Origin of the sequence: Lacticaseibacillus paracasei subsp. paracasei (assembly GCF_000829035.1) — a bacterium.
GTDB classification, from domain to species: domain Bacteria; phylum Bacillota; class Bacilli; order Lactobacillales; family Lactobacillaceae; genus Lacticaseibacillus; species Lacticaseibacillus paracasei.
Map to the genome: position 1 here is coordinate 1,649,593 of NZ_AP012541.1, position 26,393 is coordinate 1,675,985.

Here is a 26,393-nt window from a genome sequence, read left to right on the forward strand (position 1 = left end):
TGCGCGCAATCGTCACTTATCAATATGCGAACATAGTACGACCAAAGCAAGATAAATCAAAACCGGTCAAAGCAAATGCCTTTGACCGGTTGACTTATGCTTGCGGCGTTGCTTGGATGAAGTTCGCCAAAATGCCATTCACAAACTTGGCTGATTGATCATCGCTGTAACGCTTTGCCAAATTGATGGCCTCATTAATCGCCGCAGCTTCCGGCATCGCTTCTTCATAACGAATTTCGTATAGACCTAATCGCAGGATGATTAAATCCGGCTTCGTCAAGCGACTGAGGGTCCAGCCTTTTTTTAATTGCGGCGTCAAGGCAGCATCCAAATCAGCCTGTTTACTCAAAACACCCTCAACCAGCGTGGTTAAATAAGCCGGTACCTCGGTATCTTGAGGTAAAACTTCGGCATACACCGCATCTTTATCAGCTTCCGGATTGGTTGCCAAGGCAAACAGCGCCTGAAAAGCAGCCTCACGGATCGCATGTCGTGATTCCATCTTATTCGTCATCCTTGCCGCTAGCGCTTTCTGCATCGTCAGTGTCGGTATCATCGTCGTTGAACAGATTATCAGGGTCAACTTTTTCAGCTTTTTCTGGAATGATGCCAACAACGTGGACATTAACCTCGCTGAGCGTCAAATCTGTCATGAACAAAAGCTGTTCCCGTAACCGTTCCTGCATCGTCAGTGCCACTTTAGGAACCGAGACGCCATAGTCTAGATACACATAAACGTCAGCGGCAATCTGATCATCCGTCACCGTCACACTGACGCCTTTGCCATGATTAGCCCGGCCGAACCAGGCGTTAATTGAAGCACCCAGTGAGCCGCGCATTTGATACACACCATCTACTTGACTAGCCGCGATGCCCAAGATGACTTCCAAAACTTCAGGAACAATCTCAATAGTCCCCTGTGCATCGGTGCGATTCGCTAATATGATATTTGTTTCTTCAGCCATCGTGAGAACCTCCTAAGCCCTAGTTGTTGGCGCGTGAAATGTAGGTGCCATCATCAGTATTGATCGTTAAAACATCGTCAACATTGATGAAAAACGGTACCTGCACGACCAACCCTGTTTCCATCGTTGCTGGTTTAGAACCACCGCTACTTGTGTTGCCACGAATGCCAGGTTCTGTTTCTTTAACCACTAAATCAACAGTCTTTGGCAACTCAATTCCAAGCGTTTCATTACCATGCATGATAATTTTGACATTCATATTTTCTTTCAAATAATTCAATTGATCGCGGATCTCGTCGCCGGGAAGCGTCAATTGGTCATAAGTATCGGTATCCATGAAGACATAATTGTCCCCATCGGCATACAAGTATTGCATGTTCTTGCTGTCAATTTGCGCCTTTTCAACTTTTTCAGTTGAGCGGAACGTTTTTTCTTGAACAGCACCTGTACGCAGGTTCTTAAGGGTTGAACGCACGAAAGCTGAACCCTTACCTGGCTTAACATGCTGAAACTCGACAATTCGCCAAAGGTCACCGTCGACCTCAATCGTCAAACCATTTTTAAAATCATTAACAGATATCATGAACTTCCTCCATACATTCAGTCGTAAACTAAACCTATTCTAGCAAGCACTGCGAATGCTTGCAACAGCAGAGCGTGAGCAGGCGCGGTTAGAAACCGGAGCATAAGCGGCCTCAAGCCTAATTGGCTGGGCTTTGGTCAATTAGGCTTGGGGCCCTTATGTGCAGGTTTCTGCACCTGCGAACGCGTTTTAGCCAAAAATCAATAAGCTAACCGATTTGACTCACAAGTCAGCTTCTGGCACGTAACTTACAGCACCAACAACTCACTAGGTGCTGGTTGACTCAAGCTTTGACTACCCGCAGCAGTCACTAATAAATCGTCCTCAATCCGAACGCCGCCAAGATCCGGTACATAAATACCAGGCTCATCCGTGACAACATTGCCCTTAGCAGCCGGCACGTCTAGATACGGTCCCCAAGCGCCGGGCCCTTCATGAATTGATAAACCGATGCCATGGCCTGTTCCGTGGCCAAAGTACTTCCCATAACCAGCATCATTGATTGTGTTGTGAGCTAAGTCATTGATGACTCGGCCAAGAACACCTGGTTTTAAAGCTTTTTGCACTTTTTGATTCGTTTGATAGACAATTTGATAAATGGTCTTCAGCCTAGGATCTGGTTCGCCCACCGCAAACGTGCGGGTTAAATCAGACATGTATCCGTGGTAGATACACCCCCAGTCAAGCGTGACAATATCGCCTTTTTCAATTTTCTTCTCTGTTGCCGCACCATGGGGCATCGCTGAGCGCGTCCCGGAAGCGACAATCGTTTCAAAAGAAACATTGCTGGCGCCAAGTCCGCGCATGAAGAAATCTAAGTCATTGGCGACATCAATTTCACGCATGCCTGGTTTGATCGTAGCAATGACATGTTGATAGCCCTTTTCGGCAATAGCGATAGCTTGTGTGATTGACGCCAATTCATTGGCATCCTTGATCTCGCGTTGCGTTTCGACAAAGTCACGGGTTGGTACTAAAGTTCCTTGTGTGAGCAAATCAAATGCTTCATAATCGGCATAATTTAAGTGAACTGCTTCAAAACCGATTCTAGTCAATTGTAAGCGATTGGCCAGCTTGCCAACGGCCTTAAACATGCTGTCCTGATGCAAAATCATTTCAGCATTATGTACTTGCTGCTTAAACTGTTCGGTAAATCGCGAATCAGTCACAAAATAAGCCTTTTGCGGGGTTACAAGCAAGGTGCTTTCTTCACCTGTAAAGCCGGTCAAATAAGTCACGTTCTTCGTATCGGTAACAAAAAAGCCATCCAGTTTTTTATCCTGAATTCGCGCCTGCAATGCTGTCATTCGATCCATCCAAATCGCTCCTTTACTGACTCATGCTTTGTTTTCTCTGAAAAAAAGACGCCCCGTTACCGGGACGTCTAGTCTTTATTCAGCAGCTGCTGCCGGATAAACTGAAACCTTCTTCTTGTCACGGCCGAAGCGTTCAAATTTTACAACGCCGTCAGCAGTCGCGAACAAGGTATCATCGCCGCCGCGACCAACGTTTTCGCCAGGGTGAATCTTGGTACCGCGCTGACGATACAAGATATTGCCTGCCTTAACGAATTGGCCATCGGCACGCTTGCTGCCCAAACGCCGGCCAGCAGAATTACGACCGTTGGATGTTGAGCCGCCACCTTTATGGTGAGAGAAGAATTGCAGATTCATCTTTAACATAACGTACACCTCCGAGGATTAATTTTGTTCAAGTTGTTTAGTAGTAATCGTCAAACGATCAGGATATTGGTCTTGGATGCTCTGTAATTCGAGCAATAAATTTTCCAACAGAATCTGACTGATGTGTAGCTGTTCGCCGGTAATGGCGGTTTTAATTGCCATCTGGAGATGCCCACCATGGACTTCATCCGCAATGACATCAGGTTCAAACCCTGCTAAGCCTTCAATGCCGTTAACGGCACCAATGCTCACCGCAGAAACAGCGGCACATACAATATCCTTACCGGTTTTACCGGCATCGGCATGACCCGTCAACGAGAAGCTGACGATATCACCATGTTCATCTCGATGAAAAATTGCCTTGATCATAACTATGCTGACCTCTTAAGCGTTGATCGCGTCAATAACGACCTTCGTGTATGGTTGACGGTGACCCTTCTTTTGATGAGAGTGCTTCTTAGGCTTGTACTTGTAAGTAACAACCTTTTTCTCGCGCCCTTGTTTTTCGACCTTGCCAGTTACGGTCGCGCCTTTGACGGTTGGTGTGCCAATCTTGGCGTCACCTTCGCCTGCAACCATGATGACTTCATCAAAAGTAACTTGTTTGCCTTCGTCAGCGTCGAGTTTTTCGACATAGATGGCTTCGCCAACCTCTGCCTTGTATTGCTTGCCGCCGGTTTTGATAATTGCGTACACTGTGTGCACCTCCTGTTTTGCCTTTCGGCTTTTCCCCTGAAGACTCGCCAAGTTGGGTGCTTACGCTTAAAAACCCAACATTGTGCGGTTGCATAGGAGGGGTGCCAAATACAACGGACTAATATTACCAGAGACGACGTCAAGTTGCAAGACAAACAACAAGCGCGTAGATTCGTGCGTTTAGAAACCGGTATGTCACAAACCGTGCTGCTTTTTAAACATGCCACCTTCAAGACTCTCATATGTGTGCTTCTGGGCTAGCGAACGCGTTTCAATCAAAAGTTGAAAGCCACGGCACCGCCTTCAGTAATCACGTTTTAATCTAGAAACCATCAACTGTGCCTTTTTCGAAAAAGCCAGACACCAGCAATGACTGCCAGCATGTAAAGGATGTATATCATCGTAAAGATGGTCATCCAACCACCAAGTGCGGCATTAATTAACAGTAAACTAATGACTAGAATAGCATCCACAATCCAATTGACCGGTTGAGCCAATTGTGTGGTCACAACGATCAGCAAAGCACCGGTCACGAGAAGAATTAAAAGGTTAAGTAATATAATGATAAGCTGTCACCTCCTTGAAGAATTATATACGAGCCATCTTCTTTCAACAAGAAATCGTTTAATTGAGCAGAACGGCAAAAGAAAAAGGCTCAGAAAAGATCTCCGAGCCTGCCCCTGCCAAGGACCTTTAATATACCATAGATGCCCGCAATTATTTTACTGAATTTTTGAATTTTGGCGGCCGCATTGTAGCCAACAACCCCTTACGCTATCACTTAAAACACGATTGCTGAAAAGAAATGGTTTGTTGTAGGAAAAGCTTCCAAATATTTTGACTCGTAAGCCTTTGAAACGACGGCACAAAAAAAAGCCGCTGATTGTTCAGTTCAGCAGCCTTTAGTTACTTCTTCAATTGTTGTAACGCTTTTTCGATCGTGTTGCCTTTTCCAATGTGTTTAGCATTGCTTGAGTCAATAGCGATAAATTCTTGCGTCTTCATGTTGAGTTGGATTCGATATGACATCGTAATCCCTCCATTCTTTAAAAAATAGTTTGAATGGTCTCAGGTAGCGATGAAGGCTATACTACTCACTTTTTGTTAGTATGTCAAGCATTAAAAAACACAACGATTGCTAACTGACTTGCTTTTGACGGGATAAATCAAGATAGCAACGCTCAAACCGGCTTTAACTAATCTGATTTAAAAGCAATTTAGCCTTGGTCATGGCCTCGTCGTACGTGCCATCGGTCTTGGCCGGTAACTTTCTGATTTGATCAAGCAATTCGCGGCCTTGAATGACTAACGCTTCAATATCAGCATTTGTATCACTCAAAAAAGAAACAATTAAGTAGATGTTTAAGACTTTGGTGGCATCCTGATCGCCTGCGATTACCTCTGCACCTAACTTTTTAATGGCCGTTTTCAAATTTCGGACTTTTCTCTGTTCTTTTTTACGCTTGTGATAATAAGGCAACACAAACGGTAAGAAATTCAGATAAACCCGCACCCCACTCTGAAACTGGACCCATTTCCATCAATAAACACCTTCATTGTCGTGACTCATGTCAACATTTCGAACTAACAACTCGTAGATACAAAAAAAGCCTGATGCATTGTCCTCCTGCTTAGTCACGGATAGCCCGTCGTCACAGCAATGCTTCATGGCATTTGTAAGTTTTATGTACCAGCCGGGATTCGAACCCGGGACAAACGGTTTAGAAGACCGTTGCTCTATCCAACTGAGCTACTGGTACAAATCGTTATTAAGTATACGAGAAGCGCGACAGGCCGTCAACGGGTTCTATGAGGAAGATCATCCGATACGCAAGTTAGACGGATATAGTTGAAAGCAGTCAATGAGACCGCTACACTGAATTTATCACAATTTTCTCATAAAGGAAGACAATGCTGATGAAATTAAATCAATTTGCCCGTTTGACACCTGACTTCAAGGTGCAAGTAGCGGAGCTTAAGCAGATTGGCCTGCAAGCCGATCCTGATGACGCTTTTAGTCAAAGTGCGACCGACCTTTTCAATGCCTTTTTTCCAGAGGCTTATACTTTAGCCGCAAAGGAAGATAAGCTCGCCCAAGTAGCAGTCAACATGGACCAAACACTAGCAGCATGGTTGGCGAAAAAACCATCCAAAATGACGCGCCGTGACTTTTATAATGTGGCGCTACAACTACTTGGCTTCGAAGCTTTCACTGACTTTGACCTGAATGATCCCTTTAAAATGATGACTGCAACCAAGTTACCAAGCCTCGATCACGATCTAACGAGCACCGCTGATTTGCTCAAGGCTGTTTATCTATTGTTAAATACGCGAACCAAGCATCTGGTTAGTTATTTGGATGATCTAGCTAATCGCGGTTTTTTAAAGGACTTCCAGAAAAAACAGAAAAAACCGACCCACCTTCTTTTTAACGGCAAAGTCCAACAAGTTTTTGATGCGCGGCAGGCGGTTCGTGAAGTTGTTTGGATCGAATCGGATATGGATACCGATCACGATGGCCAACGCGACTTGCTCGAAGCGACTATTTACCGCCCGAAAGCCACAGATCAAGGGCTTAAAGTGCCCGTGTTATTTACTGCAAATCCGTATTTTCATGGAACCAACGATGTGACTGCAGTGACGCACGTGCCGGAAACGACCTTAGCTGTTAAAACACACGGAGCCTCGAAAGCTGAAGTTACGGCAAATCCTGAAGAGCCTGCCAACTTGCCTCATCATCCAGTTAATGGCGAGGCGACACAGGCCGAAGCTTATGCCGAAGAAAACAGTATGTATGCCTTTAACGATTATTTTCTCGCCCGTGGCTTTGCTGTGGTTTATTCGGCAGGTGTTGGCACTCGCTATTCCGACGGCTTCCGGACAACCGGTGGCCCAGAAGAAACCGATGGTGCTGTTGCTGTCATCGAGTGGCTGACCGGTAAACGCCGCGCTTTTACGAACCGGACAGATGGTATTACCATCAAAGCTTGGTGGTCAACCGGTCTTGTCGCTATGACCGGCAAATCCTACCTGGCTACATTAGCCATGGCGGCGGCCACCACTGGGGTTGACGGTCTCAAGACAATTGTAGCCGACGCTGGCATTTCCAGCTGGTATGACTACTACCGTGAAAATGGTCTCGTAGTGGCCCCTGGTGGTTTCCAGGGTGAAGATGCGGATGTTCTGGCTGTGGATACCTTCTCCCGGCAAAAGTCCGGCGGCGACCTGATCAACATCAAACAAGCTTGGGAAAAGCATCTTGCTACGATCACTCACGATCAGGATCGAACAACTGGCGCTTACAACACATGGTGGGATGCGCGCAACTACCGGAAAAACGCTAACAAGGTCAGGGCAGATGTGGTGTTGATCCATGGTCTTAATGATTGGAACGTAAAACCTACAAACGCCATCAAGTTTTGGGAGGCCATCGCAGACCTGCCAATTCAAAAGAAACTGGTTTTGCATCAAGGCCAGCACGTTTACGTCCACAATGTTCGCTCATTAGATTTTCTAGATATGATGAATTTGTGGCTCACACATGAATTGCTTGGTGAGGCGAATGGCGCCGAAGATGTATTACCAAATGTTGTTGTGCAAGATAATGTTGCTGTTCAGACTTGGTCGGCCTATCAGAATTTTGCCAGCCCAGCAGCAGAGCATGTGACCAACACTCGCAATCTAAAAACGGATTTCGAGGCGGCCACGGATCAATTTACCGATCACGCAACAGCAACTTTTAATGCCCAGCATGATACCAGTGCCAGTTTCGAGACTGCCATCATCACCCCTAACAGTGCTTATGCCAATAGCCGCTTGTGGCTCACGCAGCCGCCACTTGAGCGCGACCAAACACTGGAAGGCATTCCGCACTTAGAGCTGACGCTGGCCATTGATGCCCCAACAGGTATTCTCAGTGTTCGCCTCATTGATTTAGGAATGGCCAAGCGATTCGGTGAAACCGCGGCAACGGTGGCCTTAAACGGTCTTCAACTTGGTTTTGATTATAAAACAACAGACATTCTCGAATTCAAACCAACGGCTAAACCGACACCAAGCAAGTTGATCTCGCTTGGCCATATCAACCTGCAAAATCCAAAAAATGCTTACGAAGTGCAAAGGATTACGCCCGGCCAACCGTTCCATATCAGTTTGGATCTCCAACCCACCCACTATCATCTGCCAGCTGGTCGTCAACTCGCTTTGGTCATTCATGGGGCAGATATGGCCCAAACCATTCGCCCGATCAAAACAACTCATTATCAAATTGATTTGGCTAATAGCAGCATCACGCTCCCTTACCGCATTTAACTTAATAGGATGCTCACCAGTTTTTTCATGCATGATGCATCAAAAAAGGAGATATCAAGCGCCGAGTCGGCCTGACATCTCCTTTTTTCTTACTTAACTGTTCAATCAACTTGCTTCAACGGTGACAGCAACAGCTTTTGGGTTGTCTGGTTTAGTAAAGCTCCAGATATTGTTGCCGTTCCCATTCAGAAACCTGCTGACGATAAGCGGACCATTCGAGGTTCTTTGAGTCCATGAAACTTTGATACAAATGTTTACCCAGGGCAGCCTTGACCACATCATCAGCCGCTAATGCCTTCAAAGCATTGTGCAAAGTTGATGGGAGGTCTTGAATATGATTTGCTTTCCGTTCATCGTCTTGCATCCGATAAATGTTGCGATCAACGGCTTCTTCCGGCTTCAATTTCTTAGTCACACCATCTAAACCGGCTTGGAGAATCCCGGCGATGGCTAAGTATGGATTAGCGGTTGGATCAACTGACCGCAGTTCCAGTCGCGTGGACAATCCACGAGATTGTGGCACACGAATCAACGGTGACCGGTTCTTGCCTGACCAAGCAACATAAACTGGCGCTTCAAAACCAGGAACCAAACGCTTGTAGGAGTTCACAGTTGGGTTATTAATAGCGGTTAAAGCATAAGCGTGACGCAGAACCCCGGCGAGAAAATGCATGGCAGTTTCGCTCAACTGGTCATCCGTATTGGCATCGAAGAAAGCATTGCCCTTGTCATGGAAAAGACTCATGTTGATATGCATCCCACTACCGTTAATACCGTGGAGTGGTTTTGGCATGAAGGTTGCATAAAGCCCATGCTTGCGGGCAATCGTTTTAACCACAAGTTTAAAGGTTTGAATGTTGTCAGCAGCTTCTAAGGCATCAGCATACTTGAAGTCAATTTCATGCTGGCCTGGCGCAACTTCATGGTGAGAAGCTTCGACTTCAAAGCCCATTTTTTCGAGTTCAAGGACGATATCACGCCGACAGTTTTCGCCTAAATCTAATGGTGCAAAATCAAAGTAGGAGCCCTTGTCGTTCAACTGAGTCGTCGGATTGCCATTTTCATCCATCTTAAACAGGAAGAATTCTGGTTCTGGTCCAATATTAAATGAAGTAAAACCAGCCTCCTTCATTTCGTTCACGACCCGAATCAAGTTATTCCGTGGATCACCAGCAAAAGGACTGCCATCAGGACGATGAACGGAGCAGATCAAACGCGCAATCTTACCGTGATCGTTTTCCCAAGGGAACAATAACCATGTGTCGAGATCCGGAAACAGTAGCATATCACTTTCTTCGATCCGGACAAAGCCATCAATCGAGGAGCCATCAAAGGTGATCTTGTTATTGAGGACCTTCTCCAATTGAGAAATTGGGACCTCAACGTTCTTAACGATTCCGTTAATGTCAGTGAACATCAGGCGCAGGAACAAAACATTTTCATCCTTAACAGTCTGACGAATCTCATCAGCGGTAATTGTTTTTCTTGCCATATACGTGAACTCCTATCTTTAGTGTGATTGGCGGAAACCTATGGCTGGACCGGGATCGGGACTCTGGTTCAGTCGACTCTGGTTTAACAACTCGTCTCGCAGTACTTGCCGCACTTCGGCATCGCTGTCTTCATGATGTCGGGGATGCTTGAGTCGCTTTACGTCGGCAAGCGTGAAACCGTCTGCCATTTGACTGCGAATCTCAAGCAATTCATTAACATTATTCAGCGAGTATGTCCGATGATTACCAGCGTTTCGTGCAGGTTGAACCAACCCTTGCGCTTCATAATAACGAATCTGGCGCGCGGTTAAATCAGTCAATAACATGACTGTACCAATCGGCAGAACCGATCGCGTTCTCAGATCAGCGATCTCAGCCATAGGCATCCTCCTTTACAACAATGTCAGGTTATCAAACCATATAAGGCGTGTCAACGGCAGATGTAAGCTTTTCTGACATTCAAATAAAAAGATACCCTTTTTTTGTTTTCAAAATGAAGATGCCATAGACCAATAAATAAAAAGACGGTCATCATCTCTGGTAAAGCGCAACCGTTTCCAACCGCTATGTCGCTATCATCCCACCACCAATCACATCATCACACTGCCGGCTCAGACTGTTGGCACGAATAGAAGGCATCGAAGACACAGTCTTTGAAGTCACTCTAAAAATTTTCCGTTTAACATTATGTTAAAATCAACTGAATCTATTTTGAAAGGAACTCGCAGGCATGCACTTATATATCGGCTACTCAGAAAAAGTAGCAGCAAGGATACTGCCCACCAATTGGCGTTGTTTAACTGCGGCACCGTTAGCTGCCTTTGGCGCAGCAATCATCGATGCTTCTGACACTGCAACGCTCACTCAGCTTGTGGCCAGCCAATTACCCTTACCAACTTTTATCATCGGCCAGATACCAATCAGTCACACTGGTCAGCTGACAGTCACCAACATCGATACACTTAATACCGCAACAATGGCTCAGATTACTGCTGCTGCACAAGCTTATGAGCAAACCATGGTACCAGCATTCATTCGCGACTTACTGGACTATGCGAAGGCGGACCCAACCAGCTTTGCGACTCCTGGCCACCACAGCGGTCACTACGACGACTTAGCACCAGCAGGTTACTTACTTCATCAGGCTTACGGCCCAACTTTCTTCGCTAGCGATACCAGCGATGTCGTCACTTCTTTGGGCGATATGTTAACACATGGGGGCACCCCGCTAGCTGCCGAAGAAGCGACCGCGCAGTTATATCATGCCGATGAAACTTATTTTGTGACCAACGGCACGACTGGATCGAATAACATTGTGGCCAGTGCATTGCTCACGCCAGGCGATTTGGTTTTATTCGATCGGAATAACCACAAATCTTTTTATAACGCGGCACTTGTCCAAAATGATGCCCGCCCGGTTTATTTGGATACACTTCGAACGAAACGTGGGTTGATTGGTCCGATCGATTTACAGAATCTAACCCATGAAAGTTTGCGACAAATGGCGGTAGCGGTGGCTCCCGAAAAGGCACATCAATCGCGGCCATTTCGACTGACAATTCTTGAACTAGAAACCTTTGATGGCATTGTGCCAAATGTCCGTCAGTTAATCGATCTTTTTGGGCCTTTAACCGACTACATTGCTTTCGATGCTGCTTGGGGTGGTTATGAGCCGTTTATTCCAGCAATGACGCCCATGGATCCCCTGCAGGTACCGCTTGCGCCGACTGACCCTGGTATCATCGTCACCCAAAGTGTCCACAAACAGCAATCCGGGTTTGGCCAGGCATCACAGATTCATAAAAAAGATGCCCATATTAAGGGACAAGCGCGATATGTCGGTCACGAACAGTTCAACCACGCGTACTTAAAACATGTTACGACCAGCTACAATTATCCGCTTTACGCGTCATTAGTCGCCAACACTGCCATTAATCAAGGTGCTCGCGGACAAAAAATCTGGCAAGATGCCATTCGAGCAGCACTCGGCTTTCGCCGCTCGCTCAACGATTCGCGACTCTTTTCTGCTTACGAACCGCCTGAGTTGACAACTTTGCCTGCTGATCAGGCCATTCAGACTGCTGAGGCTTGGTCCATGACGCCACAAGCTGCATGGCATCAACTCGCAGGCCTTCAACCTGATCAAGCATTTCTTGATCCAGGTAAAGTGACCGTGCTATTACCTGACACAGCCGCATTTGGCATCAGCGGTTGGTTAGTAGATCGTTATTTACTTGACCACGGCATTATTCCGGAAAAAGCCGACCTAAATAGCCTGCTTTTTTTAGTGACGCCGGGAACCGCTCGAACAGACTGGCAACGATTGCGCCAAGTGTTAGCCCAGTTTGAAACCGATTATTTTGTAAATAAAACCGTTGCTGAAAGTTTGCCAAAATTAGTCGCTGAAACTGGCGAGGCGTATGCACATCAAACATTACGCGAACTAAGTCAGACCATGTCGGACTTTTTCCGAGAAGCGCACCTAACTGAGCAACAACGTGACTTGTTTACCAACACCAACGCCATCCCCACTGCCATGACCCCGCAAGCCGCCGATCGTTATTTTGTTCGCGGTCAAATTGACACCATCCCTCTGGAGCAAGCCACGGGCCGTATCGCAGTCGACGGCGCGCTGCCCTATCCGCCCGGAATCTTTGTGGTTGTCCCTGGCGAACGCTGGCGACCGGAAGCGATCAGTTACTTTCAAACACTTTTTGAAGGTATACGGCACTTCCCCGGCTTTACCCCAGAAATCCAAGGCGTTATCGCTCGTGCAGGTGGTCAGCCATATGTTCATGTTGTGCATGAACAACTTTCATAGCCGTCAAAAAACGCGATCAATTAGCTTGATCGCGTTTTTTTGCTTAGCCTATTCTAGTTATCAAAGAAAGTGGACTGCGCGGCTCCCATGGTCGCCAATTTAATATGCGCATAGGTTAGCCCGCCTTGCAGGTATAACGTATATGGCGGGCGCAACGGGCCATCACCGGAAAATTCAATCGTTGAGCCAGCAACGAATGTGCCGCCTGCCATAATGACTTGATCCTCATAACCGGCCATTTTTTCCGGAATCGGCGTCACAAAGCTGTCAACTGGCGAGTTTGCTTGAACAGCCTTAGCAAATTTCACCATGTCATCGGCATTGCCGAAGTTGACTGTTTGAATCAAATCGGTTCGCGGTGCATCCCAAGCAGGTGAGACGTCCAGCCCCAGTTTAGCAAATAAGGCTGCTTCGAAAATGGCGCCTTTAATGGCATTCCCTGTGGTTTGCGGCGAAATGAAGAAGCCTTGATACATGTCAGCCAACGCACCGACTGTGGCCCCTTCAGCCCCGCCAAGACCCGGTACCGTGAACCGATAACTGATGCGGTCAATCAGATCCTTTTTACCGACAATATAACCGCCAGTTTTGGCCATGCCACCGCCTGCGTTTTTAAACAACGAGCCGGCCATGACATCAGCACCGACTTCCAATGGTTCCTTGGTTTCCGAGAACTCGCCATAGGCATTATCGACAAAGATCCAGACATTCGGCAAAACACTGCGAACAACCTTGATCATCGCAGCGATCTGATCGACGGTGAAAGAATCGCGGGTTGCATAACCGCGAGATCGCTGAATGGCAACCACTTTGGTCTTATCGTTCAACCGCGCTTTGACAGCATCATCGTCTACCGCCCCGTTTGGCAGCAGGTCAACATAATCAACACCAATGCCATATTCTTGCGGCGCGCCAATCCCGTTGCCAGCTAAGCCTAGTACTTCCTGCAGGGTATCGTACGGCTTACCGGTGATGTACACAATATCGTCACCTGGCCGAACCAAGCCTAATAAGGCAACGCCAATTGCATGCGTACCAGAAACAAATTGCGGCCGCACCAGTGCATCTTCGCCGCCCAAAACATCGGCGTAGATGGCCTCCAAGACATCGCGGCCTTCATCATTATGACCATAACCGGTTGATCCGGTTAGATAACTTTCTGCCACATGATGGTTTTGAAAACTTGTTAAAACCTTATTCTGATTCTCCAAGATGCGCGCATCAATTTTTGCCAGTTGTGGCGCGATCTGTGCGTCAACTTCTTTAACCATTGTCTGTAATTTTGGATCAAACTTATCCATCCAACTCATGATACTTTTCTCCTTTAAGTGAGCGCGAACAGGCGCGTTTAGAAATCGGCGCATAGATGGGCGTCAACCAGATTTGCTCGAAACTGAACCTAGCCAATCTGGTTGACGGCCTTCATATCCAAATTGATACGACTGTATTCGCGTTAACGTTGTTTAAGCCACTGTTGCACCAACGTAACAATGGCATTTTTGTCTTCCGGATGCGCGACCAGATCAAACCAATGGGTCGGCATCTGATTGCGAAAATAGGTCAGCTGCCGTTTAGCAAAATGCCGGGAATGTTGCTTAATCAGTGCAACACAATTCGCCAATTCAGCCTGACCGTGAAGATATGGCACTAGCTCTTTGTAGCCGATAGCCTGCATGGCCTGTGCATCTGCTGGCACGGTTTTTAATAGCTGCTCAACTTCAGCGAGTAACCCGGCCTGCATCATCGCATCCACCCGTGCATTAATTCGATCATACAAAACGGTTCGGTCCGTGGTTAAGCCAATGACCAAGGTCGAGAACAACGGCTCTGGTTGTGGCTGGTCAGAAAAGCGCCGTCCGGTTAATTCACCGACTTCTAAGGCACGAATCACCCGCCGCGTATTGGCCGGCGCAATTTGTTGCGCAGCATCTGGGTCGCGCTGTGCCAATTGCTGCCACAACCATGATTGACCGTTTGTTGCTAGCGCCACCTGCCAGCGCTGCCGAATAGCTGTCGGCGGCGCCTTCCCGCCTAAAGGCAGATTTAAGCGCAAACTATTAAGATAAAAACCGGTACCGCCTACCAGAATCGGTAATTGTTGCCGATCAGCCACCGTATCAATCATGGCCGTCGCTGCCTTTTTAAACTTGGCGACCGAGTATGCGACGGTAGGGTCAGCGATATCCAATAAATGGTGTGGCACCCCTTGCATCTCTTTTGGCGTGATTTTCGCCGTTCCAATGTCCATGTGGCGATAAATCTGATAGGCGTCGCCGTTAATCACTTCACCGTGTAGCTGCTGGGCTAAATAAACGCCGAGGTCACTTTTTCCAACAGCTGTCGGTCCGACAATCATGACAATCCGTTTGGCTGGTTTATCCATTTCATTAAGCTCCGATAGTATAGTATAATAAAAACAGTATCATAGATCATTAATCAGGGGGGATTTTCATGAAACATAAATTTGCTCGTGGCTTTTTTGTTGGCACGCTAATGACCCTTGGCGCAATTGCCGGTAGCGTTTTTGCCTTTAAGAAAAACTATATCGAACCTGTGGAAACTAAGGTCGATGAAATTAACGATAACCGGCGTAAAGCTAACCGTAAGCGTTTCTCAGCTCATCAAGGTTAAGCAACACCAGCTGTTAATAGCGGTATGTTCATAATGAGCGCCGCTATCAGCAAAAAAGCAATCGACAAGTTCGATTGCTTTTTTCTTGCGCTTATGTAGCGGCTAATAGTTAGTCGGGCTCTTTTTTGTTTTGCCTGACCAGTTATCATAGCCGCCTTTTAGCCAACTGATTTTTTCGAAACCATTCTTGCGTAAACGCCGAGCAGCACGCAAGGAGAGCACGCCAGTTTTGTCATAGAGATAAACCGGCAGATCTTGACGCATTTCACCCATCCGTTCACGCAACTGCGTATAAGGAATATCGCGGGCACCGAGAATATGGCCCGCTTTGAATTCGTTACGCTCGCGTAAGTCAATAATCTGTGCTTTACGCATGGTATGTTCAAAGTCATCCGGCGTGATCTCGCCGCCGATAGCCTTAAACCGTGATTTTTGATAGTAACTCCACAACCAGTTGAAACCCCAATAAATCAGAAACAATCCAACAAAAATTAACAGATAAGTTAACACGTGTATGACTCCTTCTTCCGCTTACTTAAGTGCAAGGCTGGCAGCTCCGATAACGCCAGCAGTGTTACCTAGCGTTGCCAGACGCAGACTTGTTGTTTCCCGAACATTCGGGAACGTATTTTCCTTGAAATACTTATCAACTCGCTTCAGCAAAAAGTCGCCTGCTGCTGAAACGCCGCCACCAATGACGATGAATTTCGGATTCAGCAGATTGCCGACATTTGCCAATGCCAAGCCAAGAAAGTAGCTAACCCGGTCAACAATCATCAACGCAAGTTTGTCGCCGGTTTTGGCAAGATCAAAAACAATTTTGCTAGAAATCTCATCGCCATCATCTAACGTCTGCTTCAATTTGGAGTCGCCAGCGAATTCTTCAGCCATATCCCGGGCCACCCGGACAACGCCAGTCGCACTGGCTACAGTTTCGAGACAACCGCGTTTGCCGCAAGTACAGAGATAACCATTCACCGGATCAACAGTCACGTGTCCGAGTTCGCCTGCTGAGCCTGCAACACCATGCAATAAGTTACCATCGGCAATAATGCCGCCGCCAACGCCTGTGCCAAGCGTTACGAAAGTTACATTGGCGTCATTTTCGCCAGCGCCTTTCCAACGTTCGCCCAAGGCAGCCACATTGGCGTCGTTATCAATACTAAAGGGAATCCCAGTACCAGCCTCAATATCCTTCTTAGCCTGCTGCAAGGTTTTCCAATTCAAGTTGTAAGCGCCAATTACCGTGCCTGCTTCAATATCAACTGAACCAGGTGAGCCCATACCGATACCGACAAAATCATTCGGTGTCATGTTGTAGAGTTTGAGATGTTCGTTGATCGAATCAATGATATCCGGCAAGATGTGACTGCCTTCATCCAAAATATTAGTATCGATACTCCAGCGCTGTTGAATCTCACCATCAGTGGTTAAGATCGCGAATTTAACCGTTGTGCCGCCCAAATCGACACCAATTAATTTTTTGTCATTCATTTTTGTCATTCCTCCGTTTTTCGGCGGGCAGTGGCAGCTCATGATTTAAAGGATGTGCCTCTTCTTGCGCGTGTGCATGCCGCAGCACGACTTTTGCATTCAGGTAAACCTTGTCATCAATGAGCTGCGCTTTGTGCAGCCGATCTAATTCAAGTGCAGCCAGTTCGATATCCCACTCACGCTTGCCAACATGAATGAACGTACCAAACCCCTTTAATAATTGCAGAACATCATAGTAAGTTTTCATACTAGCCTGCGTTAAATCCTAAGAAAAGCAACGCGCCCAGTCCGAAGAGCAAGGTGACAGCTGAAGCAATCCGCCGCGGTGTCCCCATGCGACCAAGTGCCGGAGCACCCAACATGCCTGCTGCAAGAAAGCCACCAAGCAAACCGCCAATGTGACCAAAAATATCAATGCCGCTGGAAAACAGATTAAACAGTAAGTTCAAGCCAACCAACAGTAAGAATTGGCGCGCCAACTGACGAATCACTGGATTTTCTTTGAAGCTGTCGCCGAGCATCAAGCAAGCACCGAGCAAACCGAAAATTGCTGTGCTGGCACCTGCCGCAAGTGTGTTGGGACTAAAGGCAAAACTCGCGACATTACCGGCAAAACCCGAAATAAAGTACAACAGAAAGAATCGCCAATGGCCAAATAGTTGTTCCGTCATTTGTCCCAAATAATACAATGAGAAACCGTTAACCAGAATGTGCATTAAGCCGATGTGGACAAATACTGGTGTCATCAATCGCCACCACTGACCATACAAAATCAAAGGATTCAGCCGCGCGCCGTAGAAAACCAACACGCTATTATTGGTACTGCCACCAGAGAAAGTCTCCAAAAGGAAGACCAAAATGGTAACCGCTAAAATAGCATTGGTCACATAAGCTGAATTTTGCAGCCGAGAGCGCCAGTTTGAATAATTCATAGTTTCCTTTCTAACCCATCTGCCAAGCAGACAGGAACTGCTTGCCGTATGCCGAGCCTGCCGCACCAATCCGCTAAAAAAACAACAGGTCCGCCTGTTGTTTTTCGCACCGTCAGAAGCGTTGGCCAAACACTTGGCGGCCATGTTCTTGTAGTAGTTTAGCATTTTTTGCACACGCTGCCAACACGATCAGCCGTTAACTGTCTTCTGATGAATCGAATAATCCTTATCTTCTTTGATGTTGTTCATCTGATAGAAGTCAGTAAACATTTCTTTGGCAATCTGCAGTTGATAAGGCGTGGTGGTTTCAGCCTTCAGATTCGGGATAATCACTGCAATCGCAATCTTTGGATCCTTCGCTGGTGCATACCCAACGAAACTTTCCGTGATGGTTTCAGTGAGCGCTGAATCTTTGGACTCACGAGCAAACCCTTGAGCAGTCCCGGTTTTCCCGGCAACGCCCGGATTCAAGGTATTCAGCGAAGTCGCTGTAGTCCAACCGTTTGTGCCATGCACAACCTGCCACATTCCTTGCTTAACTAGGTTAATCTGATCTTGCGTATTGTCGATTTTTGAAGTAACGGAAGGCTGAGTTGAGGTTAACACCGGACCGCTACTGCCATCGCTCAGTGTTTGGCTAATACTGTTCACTAAGAATGGTTTCATCCGATAACCGTTGTTGGCAATGGCGCTGATATACTGCAGCATCTGAATAAGTGTGTAGTTATCATAGTTCCCGTAAGACAAATCCAACGCCGAACCGACAAGCAAATTGCCTGATGAATCATGCGTATTGCCTTCTAACCCTGCAATCTCACCGGGCAAGTCAATCCCGGTTTTGAGACCTAATCCGAATTGGTTAAAGTAGCCGCGCATTTTGCTAAAAATATCCGAATTCAATTTCAGATAATTATTTGGCGAGTATGCATAGTGGCCTTCTTTCATGGCCAGCCACATCATGTAAATGTTACTGGAAACTTCCAGCGCAGAGGCTGCATCCAATGAACTGAAGGTACCGACCGGGTAAACAGATTTCTTGACTGGTGTACCAGGCAAGTAAATCGGTGTATCAGCTTGAGTATTAGAATTGACGGTAATCACGCCGTCTTGCAAGGCGCCTAGCACCGTGGCACCCTTAACCGCTGACCCAACAACAAATGCGCGGTTGATAACGCCAAGTGCATCATCTTCAACCTTATGTGTCTGAACATCCTGATGCTGACCCGCCATGGCGAGGATACGACCCGTATTTGGATCCATCGCAACCGCGTAAGCACCGTCTGACAAGCTGCCCGCACCAGCAGATCGAATCGAACTGAAGGTGTCACTCAAAGACTTTTCGACTTTCTTCTGATAATCCGAATCGATCGTCAGATTCAAATTGGCGCCTTGTTGCCCCTTGAACTTGGAAACAGATTGAATAATCTGGTTGTTATTCCCGATTTCAACCTGCGTTTGACTCTTGGAACCCTTCAGAACATTTTCATATGCCTTTTCAAGGTAACTGGTGCCGACCCGGTCATTCCGAGCATAGCCATTTGCCAAATATGCCTGTAGTTGGTCAGCTGGCAACCCTGACTTTTCGTTGGAAACTTGTCCAATGATTGACGTCATAGAGTCACCGTTCGGATAAGATCGCTCCCAGTCAGTCCCAAGGTTCACCCCAGGCATCTGCGTCAAGCGCTCACCGACAACCGCGACTTCATGTGCCGTCACGTCCTGATTCTTAAGGTAGACAGTCGATAGCTGAGTGGCGCCATTCATAATTTTGTAAAGGCCGGCTGCTTCTTTTTGAGTCGCCGTAAAGGTTGGCATGTGTTGACGCACGTAAGCGACCTCATACTTGTACAATTCGTCAGCTTTGTCTGTCGGCAGATCTTGAATTTTCTTTGGCAGTTTGGAAACAATCTGTTTTGAAACTTTCGTTGGTGCCAAATAGTAGTCAATATAATCGCGCTTGGTAAGATTGTCTTCAGGCTTGTCAATAAGCTTGGCAAGCTGATTAGCAATGTCATACATCTGCTGCGATTTAGCCCCAACACTCTTAGTGTAAGTGATGGCATTATTCGCCTTATTCGTCACTAGAGCACGGCCCTTGCTATCAAAAATAAGCCCACGAGGCACATTGCCGGTGACCACTGTTTTGTTGGTGCGATCGACTTCAGCAGCCAACCGCGGGCCATTTAAAATCTGCAAATAAGCCAGCTGTGCAACTAAGGCTGCCAGCAGGAGAAACGCAATAAAAAATAATAAATTTAAGCGAAACGGAATTTGACTCTTGTTCCGTTTGGGTTGCGGTGTACGAATGTACTTCACCTAAAATTGCTCCTTCAGAATTTCTATCTTATAAAGTGTAGCAAAGAACCAGTCAAAACGCCATGACACGTGTCTTATGATATGCTTGAGATACGGAAGACGACACCTAAAATGCCGGAATTAATCTTATTTTAGAAGTTGGTGGACACTTGTGCGACAACGTTGGTTGAAAAATTATCCGCTGATCCTCAGTTTTCTTTTACCGGGACTGCTCGTCGGCCTTTATTTTGCAATCCGTGGCACCTTTCCATTTGGATCAAGCAGTGTGTTGACAGTGGATTTGGGACAGCAATATATCGATTTCTTCGCTTACTTGCGGCAAACCTTGCTCGGCCATCCTGGCCAACTTTTTTATGCCTTCAATAAAGCACTTGGCGGTGACATGTACGGGGTCTTTGCCTACTATTTGCTTAGCCCATTCAACTGGCTAGTTGTGTTGTTTCCAGCAGATATGCTGGATGTCGCTGCCTTCTTAATCACGGTGTTGAAAATCAGCACCATCGGCTTCACCATGGGTTGGTACGCTAAACGTCACGCCATCCACGGCATGATGATTCCGGCGTTTGGGTTAGCCTATGCTTTGAGTGGCTGGCTGTTGGCCAACAGCTTTAATTTGATGTGGCTGGATGCTGCAATGCTACTGCCGCTCATTATTGACAGTGTTGAAATACTATTCAAAGGCGGCCGCGTTATGGCCTATATTGGCTGGCTCGCCGCGGCTCTCATCATTAATTTTTATACCGGCTATATGATTGCCTTGTTTTTAATCCTGTATGCCATTTACTGGCTCATTGCCCATACCTCAACATGGCAGCATTTTTGGCGATCTGGACTGCGGTTTATCGGCGCCAGCGGGTTAGCTGGGATGATCAGTGCGGTTGTGCTATTGCCCACCTGGTTTCAACTGTCCCAGTCAAAAGGCACATACACCGTGGCGACGATACGTTGGCGCTTTGAATATGCGCCAACAAGGTTTTTGAGTAAAATGCTGCCAGGCAGTTTTAACTTTGACCAAATGCCATCCGGTTATCCCAACTATTACATTGGTGCTTTAGGATTTGTACTGGTTGTCCTCTTTTTCCTATCCAAAAGTCATCCTTGGCGCCAAAAATTGGCAGCGGCTGGCGTGACAATTGTGTTAATCCTATCGTGCATGCTAGAACCGCTTGACTTACTGTGGCACGGCTTTCAGTTTCCGGTTTGGTATCCATACCGGTTTACATTTGTATTGTGCTTCTGGTTTTTGATTCTGGGTATCGCTGTCCTGCCGCATTTACAAATTGGCATTCCTTTGCAATGGTTAGGCGTTCTGCTGCTTGTGTTCGGCGCTATTTACATTGATGTCGCTGCCAACCTCAAACACTTCAGCTTTCTGACCGTGGGCCACTTGCTTTTTGGCGCAGGCTGTCTGCTGCTGACTTTTGTCTGGTTTAGTTTGGACAATCGCCGGCCAGTCTGGTTCGGTTTTGCGATCGTGTTAATTGACTTAAGTGGCAGTTTAATCCTGACGCTTAATCAACTAGCCTATTTGAATCACAGTGATTACCACGATTATACCGCCGCCTTGATTCGCGGGACACAGACCATCCAGCAACATGATCCCGGCTTGTTTCGAGTTGGAAAAACCACCATTCGTACCCGTAATGACCCCATGACGGCCAATTATCTCGGCGCAGACCAATTTAACTCCATGTTAGAGCCGGCTGTCCCCAAATTCTTCGGTCAGTTAGGACAACCTGAAGACGATGGTTCGGTGGCCTACACAAATGGCACTTTAATTACGGACAGTCTACTAGGTATGAAATATTATCTGACGCCAACCAAACGTGCGGCAAAAAAACTGCCAGATGCCGGTCAACGACCAGATCTAAAGTGGTATCGGCCAATCAAAACGACGCCTACTTGGCAAATCCTGCGATCACCTTTTGCCCAAAGTCTGGGCTTTGTAGCCGATACTGATTTGCTCAAACAACCACTCTATAGTGAAACCCCGCTTGCCAATCAGTCCTTAATCCTGCAATCAGCCCTCGGCAAGTCGGGCAATCCTTATTTTACGCCAACAGCATTAGAGGCACCGCAACTCACCGGTGTGCGCCGAGTCTCAACTGGCAGCGCACCCACTTATGCTAAGGTTGGTCACGGTCCCCACGATGTCACTTATCGATTTAAGCCAATACCAGGTAAAATCTATGTGTTAACCCTCGGCAGCCAGTTCGCTGACCATTTAGTGACACTCAATCAAAATGGGCAAACTGTCACCTTGCCAGATAGTTTTAACGATACCATTACGGTCAATGTCACCCCCCGTAATCCTAAAGCTGAACAAGTTTTGCGGTTTCGCCTGAATAAAAAAGACGCCTGGTTTGAAAATTTTGACTTATATCAAGCTGACGCCAAGCAAGTTATCCACGATCTTAAAAAACTGCAAACAGGATCTTGGCATGTGATACAACACACGGCTACCACCGTTGAAGCGACGATCAACGTTTTGCACGACCACCAAATGCTGCAAACCACGATCCCGACCGCCCCTGGTTGGCACGTGAAAATTGACAATCGACCTGTCACCGTCAAAAAAAGTTTAGGCATTTTCATGGCCGTGCCGCTAAAACCTGGGCAACACGTGATTACCATGCGTTACGTCCCGCCATTATTAGGGTGGGGTGCTGTGATAACGGTGACTGGCCTATGCTTAACGGCTTGTTGGTATGTCGTTGATAAGCGGCGCTTCTCGCGACACCTTGTTTCGCGACGGTGAGATATCCGAAGTTATTTGACCGACCATTGCAACCCAAAAGCCAGTATCCGCACGTCTTTGATCGTAGCCAATTGATTGGCCGTTACAATCAAAAACGCAGGTATACTGGCTTTTTAAATGCGCTAATTCATGCTTGCCTACAACACTTTCTCAGCATGCCTAATGCCACTATAGCCGAGCCATAAAAGACGCGCTGGGCATTAAAGCTTGCCGAAAGCACGCTTATTCTTCTTTAAATTCATACTTCGGCTCATCTAAGTGCGCATCATAGTCGACTGTCATGGCAAGATTTTCAAAGAACCATGCATCGGTTGGATCAACAAAATAAGTGACGCCGTCTTTTTCTACTGCCATGATTGGCTGGTCAGGATGATCATCACGTGTCATGCCAACACTAAAGCCATCATGAACCTGAGTCTTACCATATGCCTTCCCAAAAAAACGGATACCAGCACCCTTGTCTGGCAAACTTAATTCACGGTGAAACCAACGACTTGCTTCATCAGTGATCGCGAGTTGCAACCCCATCATCTCCTTGATCATTTTTTACGAGTCCATGTTTAAGTGCATAAATAGCTGCCTGCGTTCGGTCCTCCACATCCAGTTTCGCCAAAATGTTGGACACATGCGTCTTAACGGTTTTTAGCGTGATAAAAAGTTCTGTCGCAATTTCTTGATTCGACTTACCTTGCGCGATCAATTGCAATACCTCACGTTCACGATTCGTTAACTCATCATACTGTGGTTGCGGATGATTCATGCGATTCATCATTTTAGTCGTGACTTGCGGCTCCAAAACTCGCTCACCTTTAGCTGTTTGCCGAATCGCCTTGGCAATTTCCTCGGCTGTGGCTGTCTTGAGAATGTAACTGGCCGCCCCCGCCTCCATGGCTGGATACACCTTGGCATCATCAATAAAACTCGTCAAAATAATAATTCGTGCTTGCGGCCATGCCTTCAGAATCTCCTTGGTTGCCGTGATCCCGTCTTTCACCGGCATCACGAGATCCATCAAAATAATATCAGGCCGATCTTTAAGTGCCATATCGACACCCTCTTGACCGTTTTCGGCCTGATCAACCACTTCCAAATCAGGTTGGACCCCTATGTAAGTTGCCAACCCCAACCGAACCATTTCGTGATCATCAACAATCAATACTTTAATCATGCGCAACATCCTTTGATAATGGCACCCTGACTTCAACACTGGTTCCCTGTCCGACCACGCTCACCACTTTCGCAGTTCCGCCCATGGCCGCGGCACGTTCCTTGATATTTGCAAGCCCATAATTACCATTACTGCTGGCTTGTTTCGCATCAAATCCGACACCGTCATCGACCATCCGCAACACCACCATATCCTGCAGCTGTTTCAGATAAACTTCAAGGCTCGATGCCTTGGCGTGTCGTAACGTGTTACTTAAAAGTTCTTGAACAATTCTAAAAAGATTATCTTCGGCCGCTGGATTCAATTTAATATCATCCAACTGCCACGTGATTTCGATTGTAATCTTGGTTTGCAATTCTTTCAACAATTGAATAATCCCTTGTTTCAAAGATTTGCCTTCAAGATTAGTCGGCCGCAAATGCAGCAGCAATGCGCGCATTTCCGCCTGTGCCTCATTGATCACCTTTTGGATCGTATCCAGTTGTTTGCTCAGTTCAGCCTGCGCAGGGTCACGATCAGCCACACTACGCAGTGCAGATAACATCATCATCGCAGCAAACAACTGTTGTGAGACAGAGTCGTGCAGTTCACGAGCAAGCCGATGCCGTTCACCGGTTAAAATGGCTTCTTTTGTTTCACCGGAAAATCGAACCGGCGTGTTGCTATACCGTTCAATCTCACGTTGTAAGCGTATCATTTTTTGCCGCAACTCTTCAAGCAAGGCTGCCGGTTGCTTACCCAAAGCGCCGACTGCCTGCTGCGAGCGACTAAAAATAGGTGCCTGATATTGTCCAGCATTTAATTGTGCCAATCGGCTGTCCAACTGACTGTGCATGACTCGCTGCCGCCACATGACAATAACCGTCGCACCGGTACTGATCAACAAAGCGCCGATTACCAGATAAACCAAAACTGGTGCGGACAGGACGGTGGTCAATAACACCTGCAAAAAATCATGTTCGGTTACTTTAGCTAGCATGAAAACCAAACAGGCCTCGACCAAAAGCGCCCAGACCAGTAATGCCATAAAAAAGCCAACCAGCATCCGTCTTCTCATACAGCCAGCACCTCCAAATCGCCGACACCCACACTCGTAATGATGTGAATGCGGCGCGGTGCATCATCATAGTCCTTTGAATATGCCGTGACACTTTGGCTATGCAGCATCGAATCTTTATTTTCAAAATGCAAGGTACCATAAAAGGCAGCGTGTTCAACCGCAACACCAACGCCAATCGGCACCAGAATTCGCGTTTTGCCAAAACCTTTGCGAATCATGATCACACTATCGCCTTTAGGTAGAAACGTATCCCCTAAATCAATAATGGTATCGCCAGCTGGCACAACCATATTAATGTCATCCCAATCATAGGTTGGCGAAATCGTATGCCGATCAGTCCACGAGTTAATCGTGCGCTTACCGGCTTTTTCACTGGGCTCCTGAGTCACTGGCGCTACATACTGTTTGCGATCCCAAGCCGAAAACCCCATACCTGGTTTCGTAACGACCATGATTATGAACACACCCGCGATCATTAGAATGAGCCAAATGGCCGGATTGATAAAAATTCCCAAGACTAACAAAATCCCACCAAAAGCCACATTGAACGAGCGCAACCGATGCCATCGCGCACCGAGGAAAAGAAAAAACACGCCCACTAGGATCGTTGTCAGTGCCATAGGATTCGTGATGATCTGGAAAAACAGCCACAGGGTTAAAGCTAACTCGATGCCTAAAAATAATTGCCAGCGGCGCACGACGATCCCTCCTTGTCTACTTTTTAGCGTATACATTGACTCGATGTCGATTCATTTCAATTAATTATAACGAATTTCGTTGCCTTTGACTTAGGGCGTAAGGCTGAATTTGCAACCCAAGATGTGGCTCAATCGCCTTTTCACTTTTTTAAAGCCACAAAAAACGACAAACGTCTTCTCCTTGATGACCGGAAAAGACATTTGCCGTTGATTGCTTTTGGCGCAAGTTGACAAAGCGTTATGTGCTGATCAGCCTTCAACTTTGGTGATCTTGATCTTCATCTCACCACCAGGGGTACTGATCGTGACCTTATCGCCCACTTTACGGCCAATCAGACCTTGAGCGATCGGGCTTTCGTTGCTAATTTTACCGTTGAAGGCGTCTGCCTCAGCAGCGCCGACGATTTCATATGTTTCTTCATCACCGTCTTCTTCAAATGTGACTTTCTTACCAAGTGATACTTCGTTCTTAGCAACCGCTTTTGAATCAATAATTTCAGCGTAACGAAGCATTGTTTGAATGGTCACGATCCGATTTTCCAAGGTGGATTGTTCATCCTTAGCTGCTTCATATTCAGAGTTCTCTGAAAGATCACCAAAACCGCGAGCAACCTTGATCCGGTCGATAACTTCTGGACGCTTCTTTGTCTTCAGTTCCTCCAACTCGTCTTCGAGTTTCTTTTTGCCTTCCGCTGTCATTGGATAGCTTTTGTCTGCCATAAAATTCTTACCTCACTTCTTATTTTCCTTAGTCACTGTATTAAGACCAGCCGCATTTGTCAATG

General features: G+C 46.8%; 28 protein-coding genes, 1 tRNA gene and 1 other annotated feature. Of the genes, 4 read left to right on the plus strand and 25 right to left on the minus strand.

All coding sequences use genetic code 11. The features are described from left to right. Window positions 1-94 precede the first annotated feature (94 nt). From nusB to LBPC_RS08135, 11 genes are all read right to left on the minus strand, one after another. Entirely contained in the window at window positions 95-502 is a 408-nt protein-coding gene (gene nusB / locus LBPC_RS08085) for a transcription antitermination factor NusB (RefSeq protein ID WP_003579493.1), read from the minus strand. A 1-nt stretch (window position 503) separates the two neighbouring features. After that, a complete protein-coding gene (locus LBPC_RS08090; protein WP_003564665.1) occupies window positions 504-965 on the minus strand; it encodes an Asp23/Gls24 family envelope stress response protein in 462 nt (153 codons plus the stop codon). Between the two features lie 19 nt (window positions 966-984). Next, window positions 985-1,548 carry an elongation factor P gene (gene efp / locus LBPC_RS08095; protein WP_003564662.1) on the minus strand — a complete coding sequence of 188 codons (564 nt, stop codon included), beginning with the start codon at window positions 1,546-1,548 and terminating at the stop codon, window positions 985-987. Between the two features lie 248 nt (window positions 1,549-1,796). Beyond that, window positions 1,797-2,864, minus strand: a complete 1,068-nt coding sequence (locus LBPC_RS08100; protein WP_003660679.1) for a M24 family metallopeptidase — start codon at window positions 2,862-2,864, stop codon at window positions 1,797-1,799. A gap of 75 nt (window positions 2,865-2,939) precedes the next feature. Further along, window positions 2,940-3,230, minus strand: a complete 291-nt coding sequence (gene rpmA, locus LBPC_RS08105) for a 50S ribosomal protein L27 (RefSeq protein ID WP_003564659.1) — start codon at window positions 3,228-3,230, stop codon at window positions 2,940-2,942. Window positions 3,231-3,248: 18 nt separating this feature from the next. After that, window positions 3,249-3,599: a ribosomal-processing cysteine protease Prp gene (locus tag LBPC_RS08110; protein ID WP_003564644.1), complete on the minus strand. Its 351-nt coding sequence runs from the start codon at window positions 3,597-3,599 to the stop codon at window positions 3,249-3,251. 15 nt (window positions 3,600-3,614) lie between these two features. After that, window positions 3,615-3,926: a 50S ribosomal protein L21 gene (gene rplU, locus LBPC_RS08115; RefSeq protein ID WP_003564642.1), complete on the minus strand. Its 312-nt coding sequence runs from the start codon at window positions 3,924-3,926 to the stop codon at window positions 3,615-3,617. A gap of 30 nt (window positions 3,927-3,956) precedes the next feature. Beyond that, window positions 3,957-4,026: a sequence feature (ribosomal protein L21 leader region), on the minus strand. Window positions 4,027-4,258: 232 nt separating this feature from the next. After that, entirely contained in the window at window positions 4,259-4,459 is a 201-nt protein-coding gene (locus LBPC_RS08120; protein ID WP_003564640.1) for a hypothetical protein, read from the minus strand. 373 nt (window positions 4,460-4,832) lie between these two features. Continuing rightward, window positions 4,833-4,955: a hypothetical protein gene (locus tag LBPC_RS17390; protein WP_003564638.1), complete on the minus strand. Its 123-nt coding sequence runs from the start codon at window positions 4,953-4,955 to the stop codon at window positions 4,833-4,835. Between the two features lie 163 nt (window positions 4,956-5,118). After that, a complete protein-coding gene (locus LBPC_RS08130; protein ID WP_003594724.1) occupies window positions 5,119-5,439 on the minus strand; it encodes a hypothetical protein in 321 nt (106 codons plus the stop codon). A 173-nt stretch (window positions 5,440-5,612) separates the two neighbouring features. Then, window positions 5,613-5,686, minus strand: a tRNA-Arg gene (locus tag LBPC_RS08135). Between the two features lie 157 nt (window positions 5,687-5,843). Between LBPC_RS08135 and LBPC_RS08140 the strand changes: the two genes are divergently transcribed. Continuing rightward, on the plus strand, window positions 5,844-8,237 hold the full coding sequence (locus tag LBPC_RS08140) for a Xaa-Pro dipeptidyl-peptidase (RefSeq protein ID WP_032780917.1): 2,394 nt from the start codon (window positions 5,844-5,846) through the stop codon (window positions 8,235-8,237). A 151-nt stretch (window positions 8,238-8,388) separates the two neighbouring features. Here LBPC_RS08140 and glnA read toward each other — a convergent pair whose 3' ends face one another. Both glnA and LBPC_RS08150 read right to left on the minus strand, forming a co-directional pair. Continuing rightward, window positions 8,389-9,729, minus strand: coding sequence for a type I glutamate--ammonia ligase (gene glnA, locus LBPC_RS08145; protein ID WP_003564632.1), 1,341 nt, complete (start codon window positions 9,727-9,729; stop codon window positions 8,389-8,391). 18 nt (window positions 9,730-9,747) lie between these two features. Next, window positions 9,748-10,110: a MerR family transcriptional regulator gene (locus LBPC_RS08150; protein ID WP_003564630.1), complete on the minus strand. Its 363-nt coding sequence runs from the start codon at window positions 10,108-10,110 to the stop codon at window positions 9,748-9,750. 350 nt (window positions 10,111-10,460) lie between these two features. On the opposite strand from LBPC_RS08150, the gene LBPC_RS08155 reads away from it, so the two are divergent. Then, window positions 10,461-12,551 (plus strand): Orn/Lys/Arg family decarboxylase, encoded by a 2,091-nt coding sequence (locus tag LBPC_RS08155; protein ID WP_003660671.1) that lies wholly within the window; start codon window positions 10,461-10,463, stop codon window positions 12,549-12,551. A gap of 53 nt (window positions 12,552-12,604) precedes the next feature. Here LBPC_RS08155 and LBPC_RS08160 read toward each other — a convergent pair whose 3' ends face one another. Continuing rightward, complete coding sequence (locus LBPC_RS08160; RefSeq protein ID WP_003579504.1) at window positions 12,605-13,861, minus strand: methionine gamma-lyase family protein; 1,257 nt, start codon at window positions 13,859-13,861, stop codon at window positions 12,605-12,607. A gap of 143 nt (window positions 13,862-14,004) precedes the next feature. Next, window positions 14,005-14,934 (minus strand): tRNA (adenosine(37)-N6)-dimethylallyltransferase MiaA, encoded by a 930-nt coding sequence (miaA, locus tag LBPC_RS08165; protein ID WP_003594741.1) that lies wholly within the window; start codon window positions 14,932-14,934, stop codon window positions 14,005-14,007. Window positions 14,935-15,002: 68 nt separating this feature from the next. Between miaA and LBPC_RS08170 the strand changes: the two genes are divergently transcribed. After that, window positions 15,003-15,182, plus strand: coding sequence for a DUF3042 family protein (locus LBPC_RS08170; RefSeq protein ID WP_003564621.1), 180 nt, complete (start codon window positions 15,003-15,005; stop codon window positions 15,180-15,182). A 102-nt stretch (window positions 15,183-15,284) separates the two neighbouring features. Here the strand turns inward: LBPC_RS08170 and LBPC_RS08175 are convergent, their stop codons facing one another. From LBPC_RS08175 to LBPC_RS08195, 5 genes are all read right to left on the minus strand, one after another. Then, window positions 15,285-15,692, minus strand: coding sequence for a rhodanese-like domain-containing protein (locus LBPC_RS08175; RefSeq protein WP_003579508.1), 408 nt, complete (start codon window positions 15,690-15,692; stop codon window positions 15,285-15,287). Window positions 15,693-15,713: 21 nt separating this feature from the next. Beyond that, the gene (locus LBPC_RS08180; RefSeq protein ID WP_003564617.1) at window positions 15,714-16,676 is read right to left on the minus strand and encodes an ROK family glucokinase; all 963 of its coding nucleotides are present in this window, start codon (window positions 16,674-16,676) and stop codon (window positions 15,714-15,716) included. After that, window positions 16,669-16,923: a YqgQ family protein gene (locus tag LBPC_RS08185; RefSeq protein WP_003594744.1), complete on the minus strand. Its 255-nt coding sequence runs from the start codon at window positions 16,921-16,923 to the stop codon at window positions 16,669-16,671. The genes LBPC_RS08180 and LBPC_RS08185 overlap by 8 nt, the downstream gene beginning before the upstream one ends. A 1-nt stretch (window position 16,924) precedes the next feature. Further along, window positions 16,925-17,608: a rhomboid family intramembrane serine protease gene (locus LBPC_RS08190; protein ID WP_003564613.1), complete on the minus strand. Its 684-nt coding sequence runs from the start codon at window positions 17,606-17,608 to the stop codon at window positions 16,925-16,927. 189 nt (window positions 17,609-17,797) lie between these two features. Next, window positions 17,798-19,924: a peptidoglycan D,D-transpeptidase FtsI family protein gene (locus LBPC_RS08195; protein ID WP_003564611.1), complete on the minus strand. Its 2,127-nt coding sequence runs from the start codon at window positions 19,922-19,924 to the stop codon at window positions 17,798-17,800. A gap of 151 nt (window positions 19,925-20,075) precedes the next feature. Between LBPC_RS08195 and LBPC_RS08200 the strand changes: the two genes are divergently transcribed. Beyond that, window positions 20,076-22,682 (plus strand): YfhO family protein, encoded by a 2,607-nt coding sequence (locus LBPC_RS08200; RefSeq protein ID WP_003660665.1) that lies wholly within the window; start codon window positions 20,076-20,078, stop codon window positions 22,680-22,682. Window positions 22,683-22,904: 222 nt separating this feature from the next. Here LBPC_RS08200 and LBPC_RS08205 read toward each other — a convergent pair whose 3' ends face one another. The 5 genes from LBPC_RS08205 to greA form a co-directional block, all read right to left on the minus strand. Then, a complete protein-coding gene (locus tag LBPC_RS08205; protein ID WP_003564606.1) occupies window positions 22,905-23,204 on the minus strand; it encodes a HesB/YadR/YfhF family protein in 300 nt (99 codons plus the stop codon). Beyond that, the gene (locus LBPC_RS08210) at window positions 23,185-23,850 is read right to left on the minus strand and encodes a response regulator (protein WP_003564604.1); all 666 of its coding nucleotides are present in this window, start codon (window positions 23,848-23,850) and stop codon (window positions 23,185-23,187) included. The genes LBPC_RS08205 and LBPC_RS08210 overlap by 20 nt, the downstream gene beginning before the upstream one ends. Next, window positions 23,843-24,907, minus strand: a complete 1,065-nt coding sequence (locus tag LBPC_RS08215; protein WP_003575379.1) for a sensor histidine kinase — start codon at window positions 24,905-24,907, stop codon at window positions 23,843-23,845. The genes LBPC_RS08210 and LBPC_RS08215 overlap by 8 nt, the downstream gene beginning before the upstream one ends. Continuing rightward, window positions 24,904-25,608, minus strand: a complete 705-nt coding sequence (gene liaF / locus LBPC_RS08220) for a cell wall-active antibiotics response protein LiaF (RefSeq protein WP_003564600.1) — start codon at window positions 25,606-25,608, stop codon at window positions 24,904-24,906. The genes LBPC_RS08215 and liaF overlap by 4 nt, the downstream gene beginning before the upstream one ends. A 249-nt stretch (window positions 25,609-25,857) precedes the next feature. Then, entirely contained in the window at window positions 25,858-26,328 is a 471-nt protein-coding gene (greA, locus tag LBPC_RS08225; RefSeq protein WP_003564597.1) for a transcription elongation factor GreA, read from the minus strand. Window positions 26,329-26,393: the final 65 nt, after the last annotated feature.

Bases quoted from the DNA above. Each gene is read 5' to 3' on its own strand.
- nusB (WP_003579493.1), bottom strand. From the start codon at position 502: ATGGAATCACGACATGCGATCCGTGAGGCTGCTTTTCAGGCGCTGTTT.
- LBPC_RS08090 (WP_003564665.1), bottom strand. From the start codon at position 965: ATGGCTGAAGAAACAAATATCATATTAGCGAATCGCACCGATGCACAG.
- efp (WP_003564662.1), bottom strand. From the start codon at position 1,548: ATGATATCTGTTAATGATTTTAAAAATGGTTTGACGATTGAGGTCGAC.
- LBPC_RS08100 (WP_003660679.1), bottom strand. From the start codon at position 2,864: ATGGATCGAATGACAGCATTGCAGGCGCGAATTCAGGATAAAAAACTG.
- rpmA (WP_003564659.1), bottom strand. From the start codon at position 3,230: ATGTTAAAGATGAATCTGCAATTCTTCTCTCACCATAAAGGTGGCGGC.
- LBPC_RS08110 (WP_003564644.1), bottom strand. From the start codon at position 3,599: ATGATCAAGGCAATTTTTCATCGAGATGAACATGGTGATATCGTCAGC.
- LBPC_RS17390 (WP_003564638.1), bottom strand. From the start codon at position 4,955: ATGTCATATCGAATCCAACTCAACATGAAGACGCAAGAATTTATCGCT.
- LBPC_RS08140 (WP_032780917.1), top strand. From the start codon at position 5,844: ATGAAATTAAATCAATTTGCCCGTTTGACACCTGACTTCAAGGTGCAA.
- glnA (WP_003564632.1), bottom strand. From the start codon at position 9,729: ATGGCAAGAAAAACAATTACCGCTGATGAGATTCGTCAGACTGTTAAG.
- LBPC_RS08150 (WP_003564630.1), bottom strand. From the start codon at position 10,110: ATGGCTGAGATCGCTGATCTGAGAACGCGATCGGTTCTGCCGATTGGT.
- LBPC_RS08155 (WP_003660671.1), top strand. From the start codon at position 10,461: ATGCACTTATATATCGGCTACTCAGAAAAAGTAGCAGCAAGGATACTG.
- LBPC_RS08160 (WP_003579504.1), bottom strand. From the start codon at position 13,861: ATGAGTTGGATGGATAAGTTTGATCCAAAATTACAGACAATGGTTAAA.
- miaA (WP_003594741.1), bottom strand. From the start codon at position 14,934: ATGGATAAACCAGCCAAACGGATTGTCATGATTGTCGGACCGACAGCT.
- LBPC_RS08170 (WP_003564621.1), top strand. From the start codon at position 15,003: ATGAAACATAAATTTGCTCGTGGCTTTTTTGTTGGCACGCTAATGACC.
- LBPC_RS08180 (WP_003564617.1), bottom strand. From the start codon at position 16,676: ATGAATGACAAAAAATTAATTGGTGTCGATTTGGGCGGCACAACGGTT.
- LBPC_RS08185 (WP_003594744.1), bottom strand. From the start codon at position 16,923: ATGAAAACTTACTATGATGTTCTGCAATTATTAAAGGGGTTTGGTACG.
- LBPC_RS08190 (WP_003564613.1), bottom strand. From the start codon at position 17,608: ATGAATTATTCAAACTGGCGCTCTCGGCTGCAAAATTCAGCTTATGTG.
- LBPC_RS08210 (WP_003564604.1), bottom strand. From the start codon at position 23,850: ATGATTAAAGTATTGATTGTTGATGATCACGAAATGGTTCGGTTGGGG.
- LBPC_RS08215 (WP_003575379.1), bottom strand. From the start codon at position 24,907: ATGAGAAGACGGATGCTGGTTGGCTTTTTTATGGCATTACTGGTCTGG.
- greA (WP_003564597.1), bottom strand. From the start codon at position 26,328: ATGGCAGACAAAAGCTATCCAATGACAGCGGAAGGCAAAAAGAAACTC.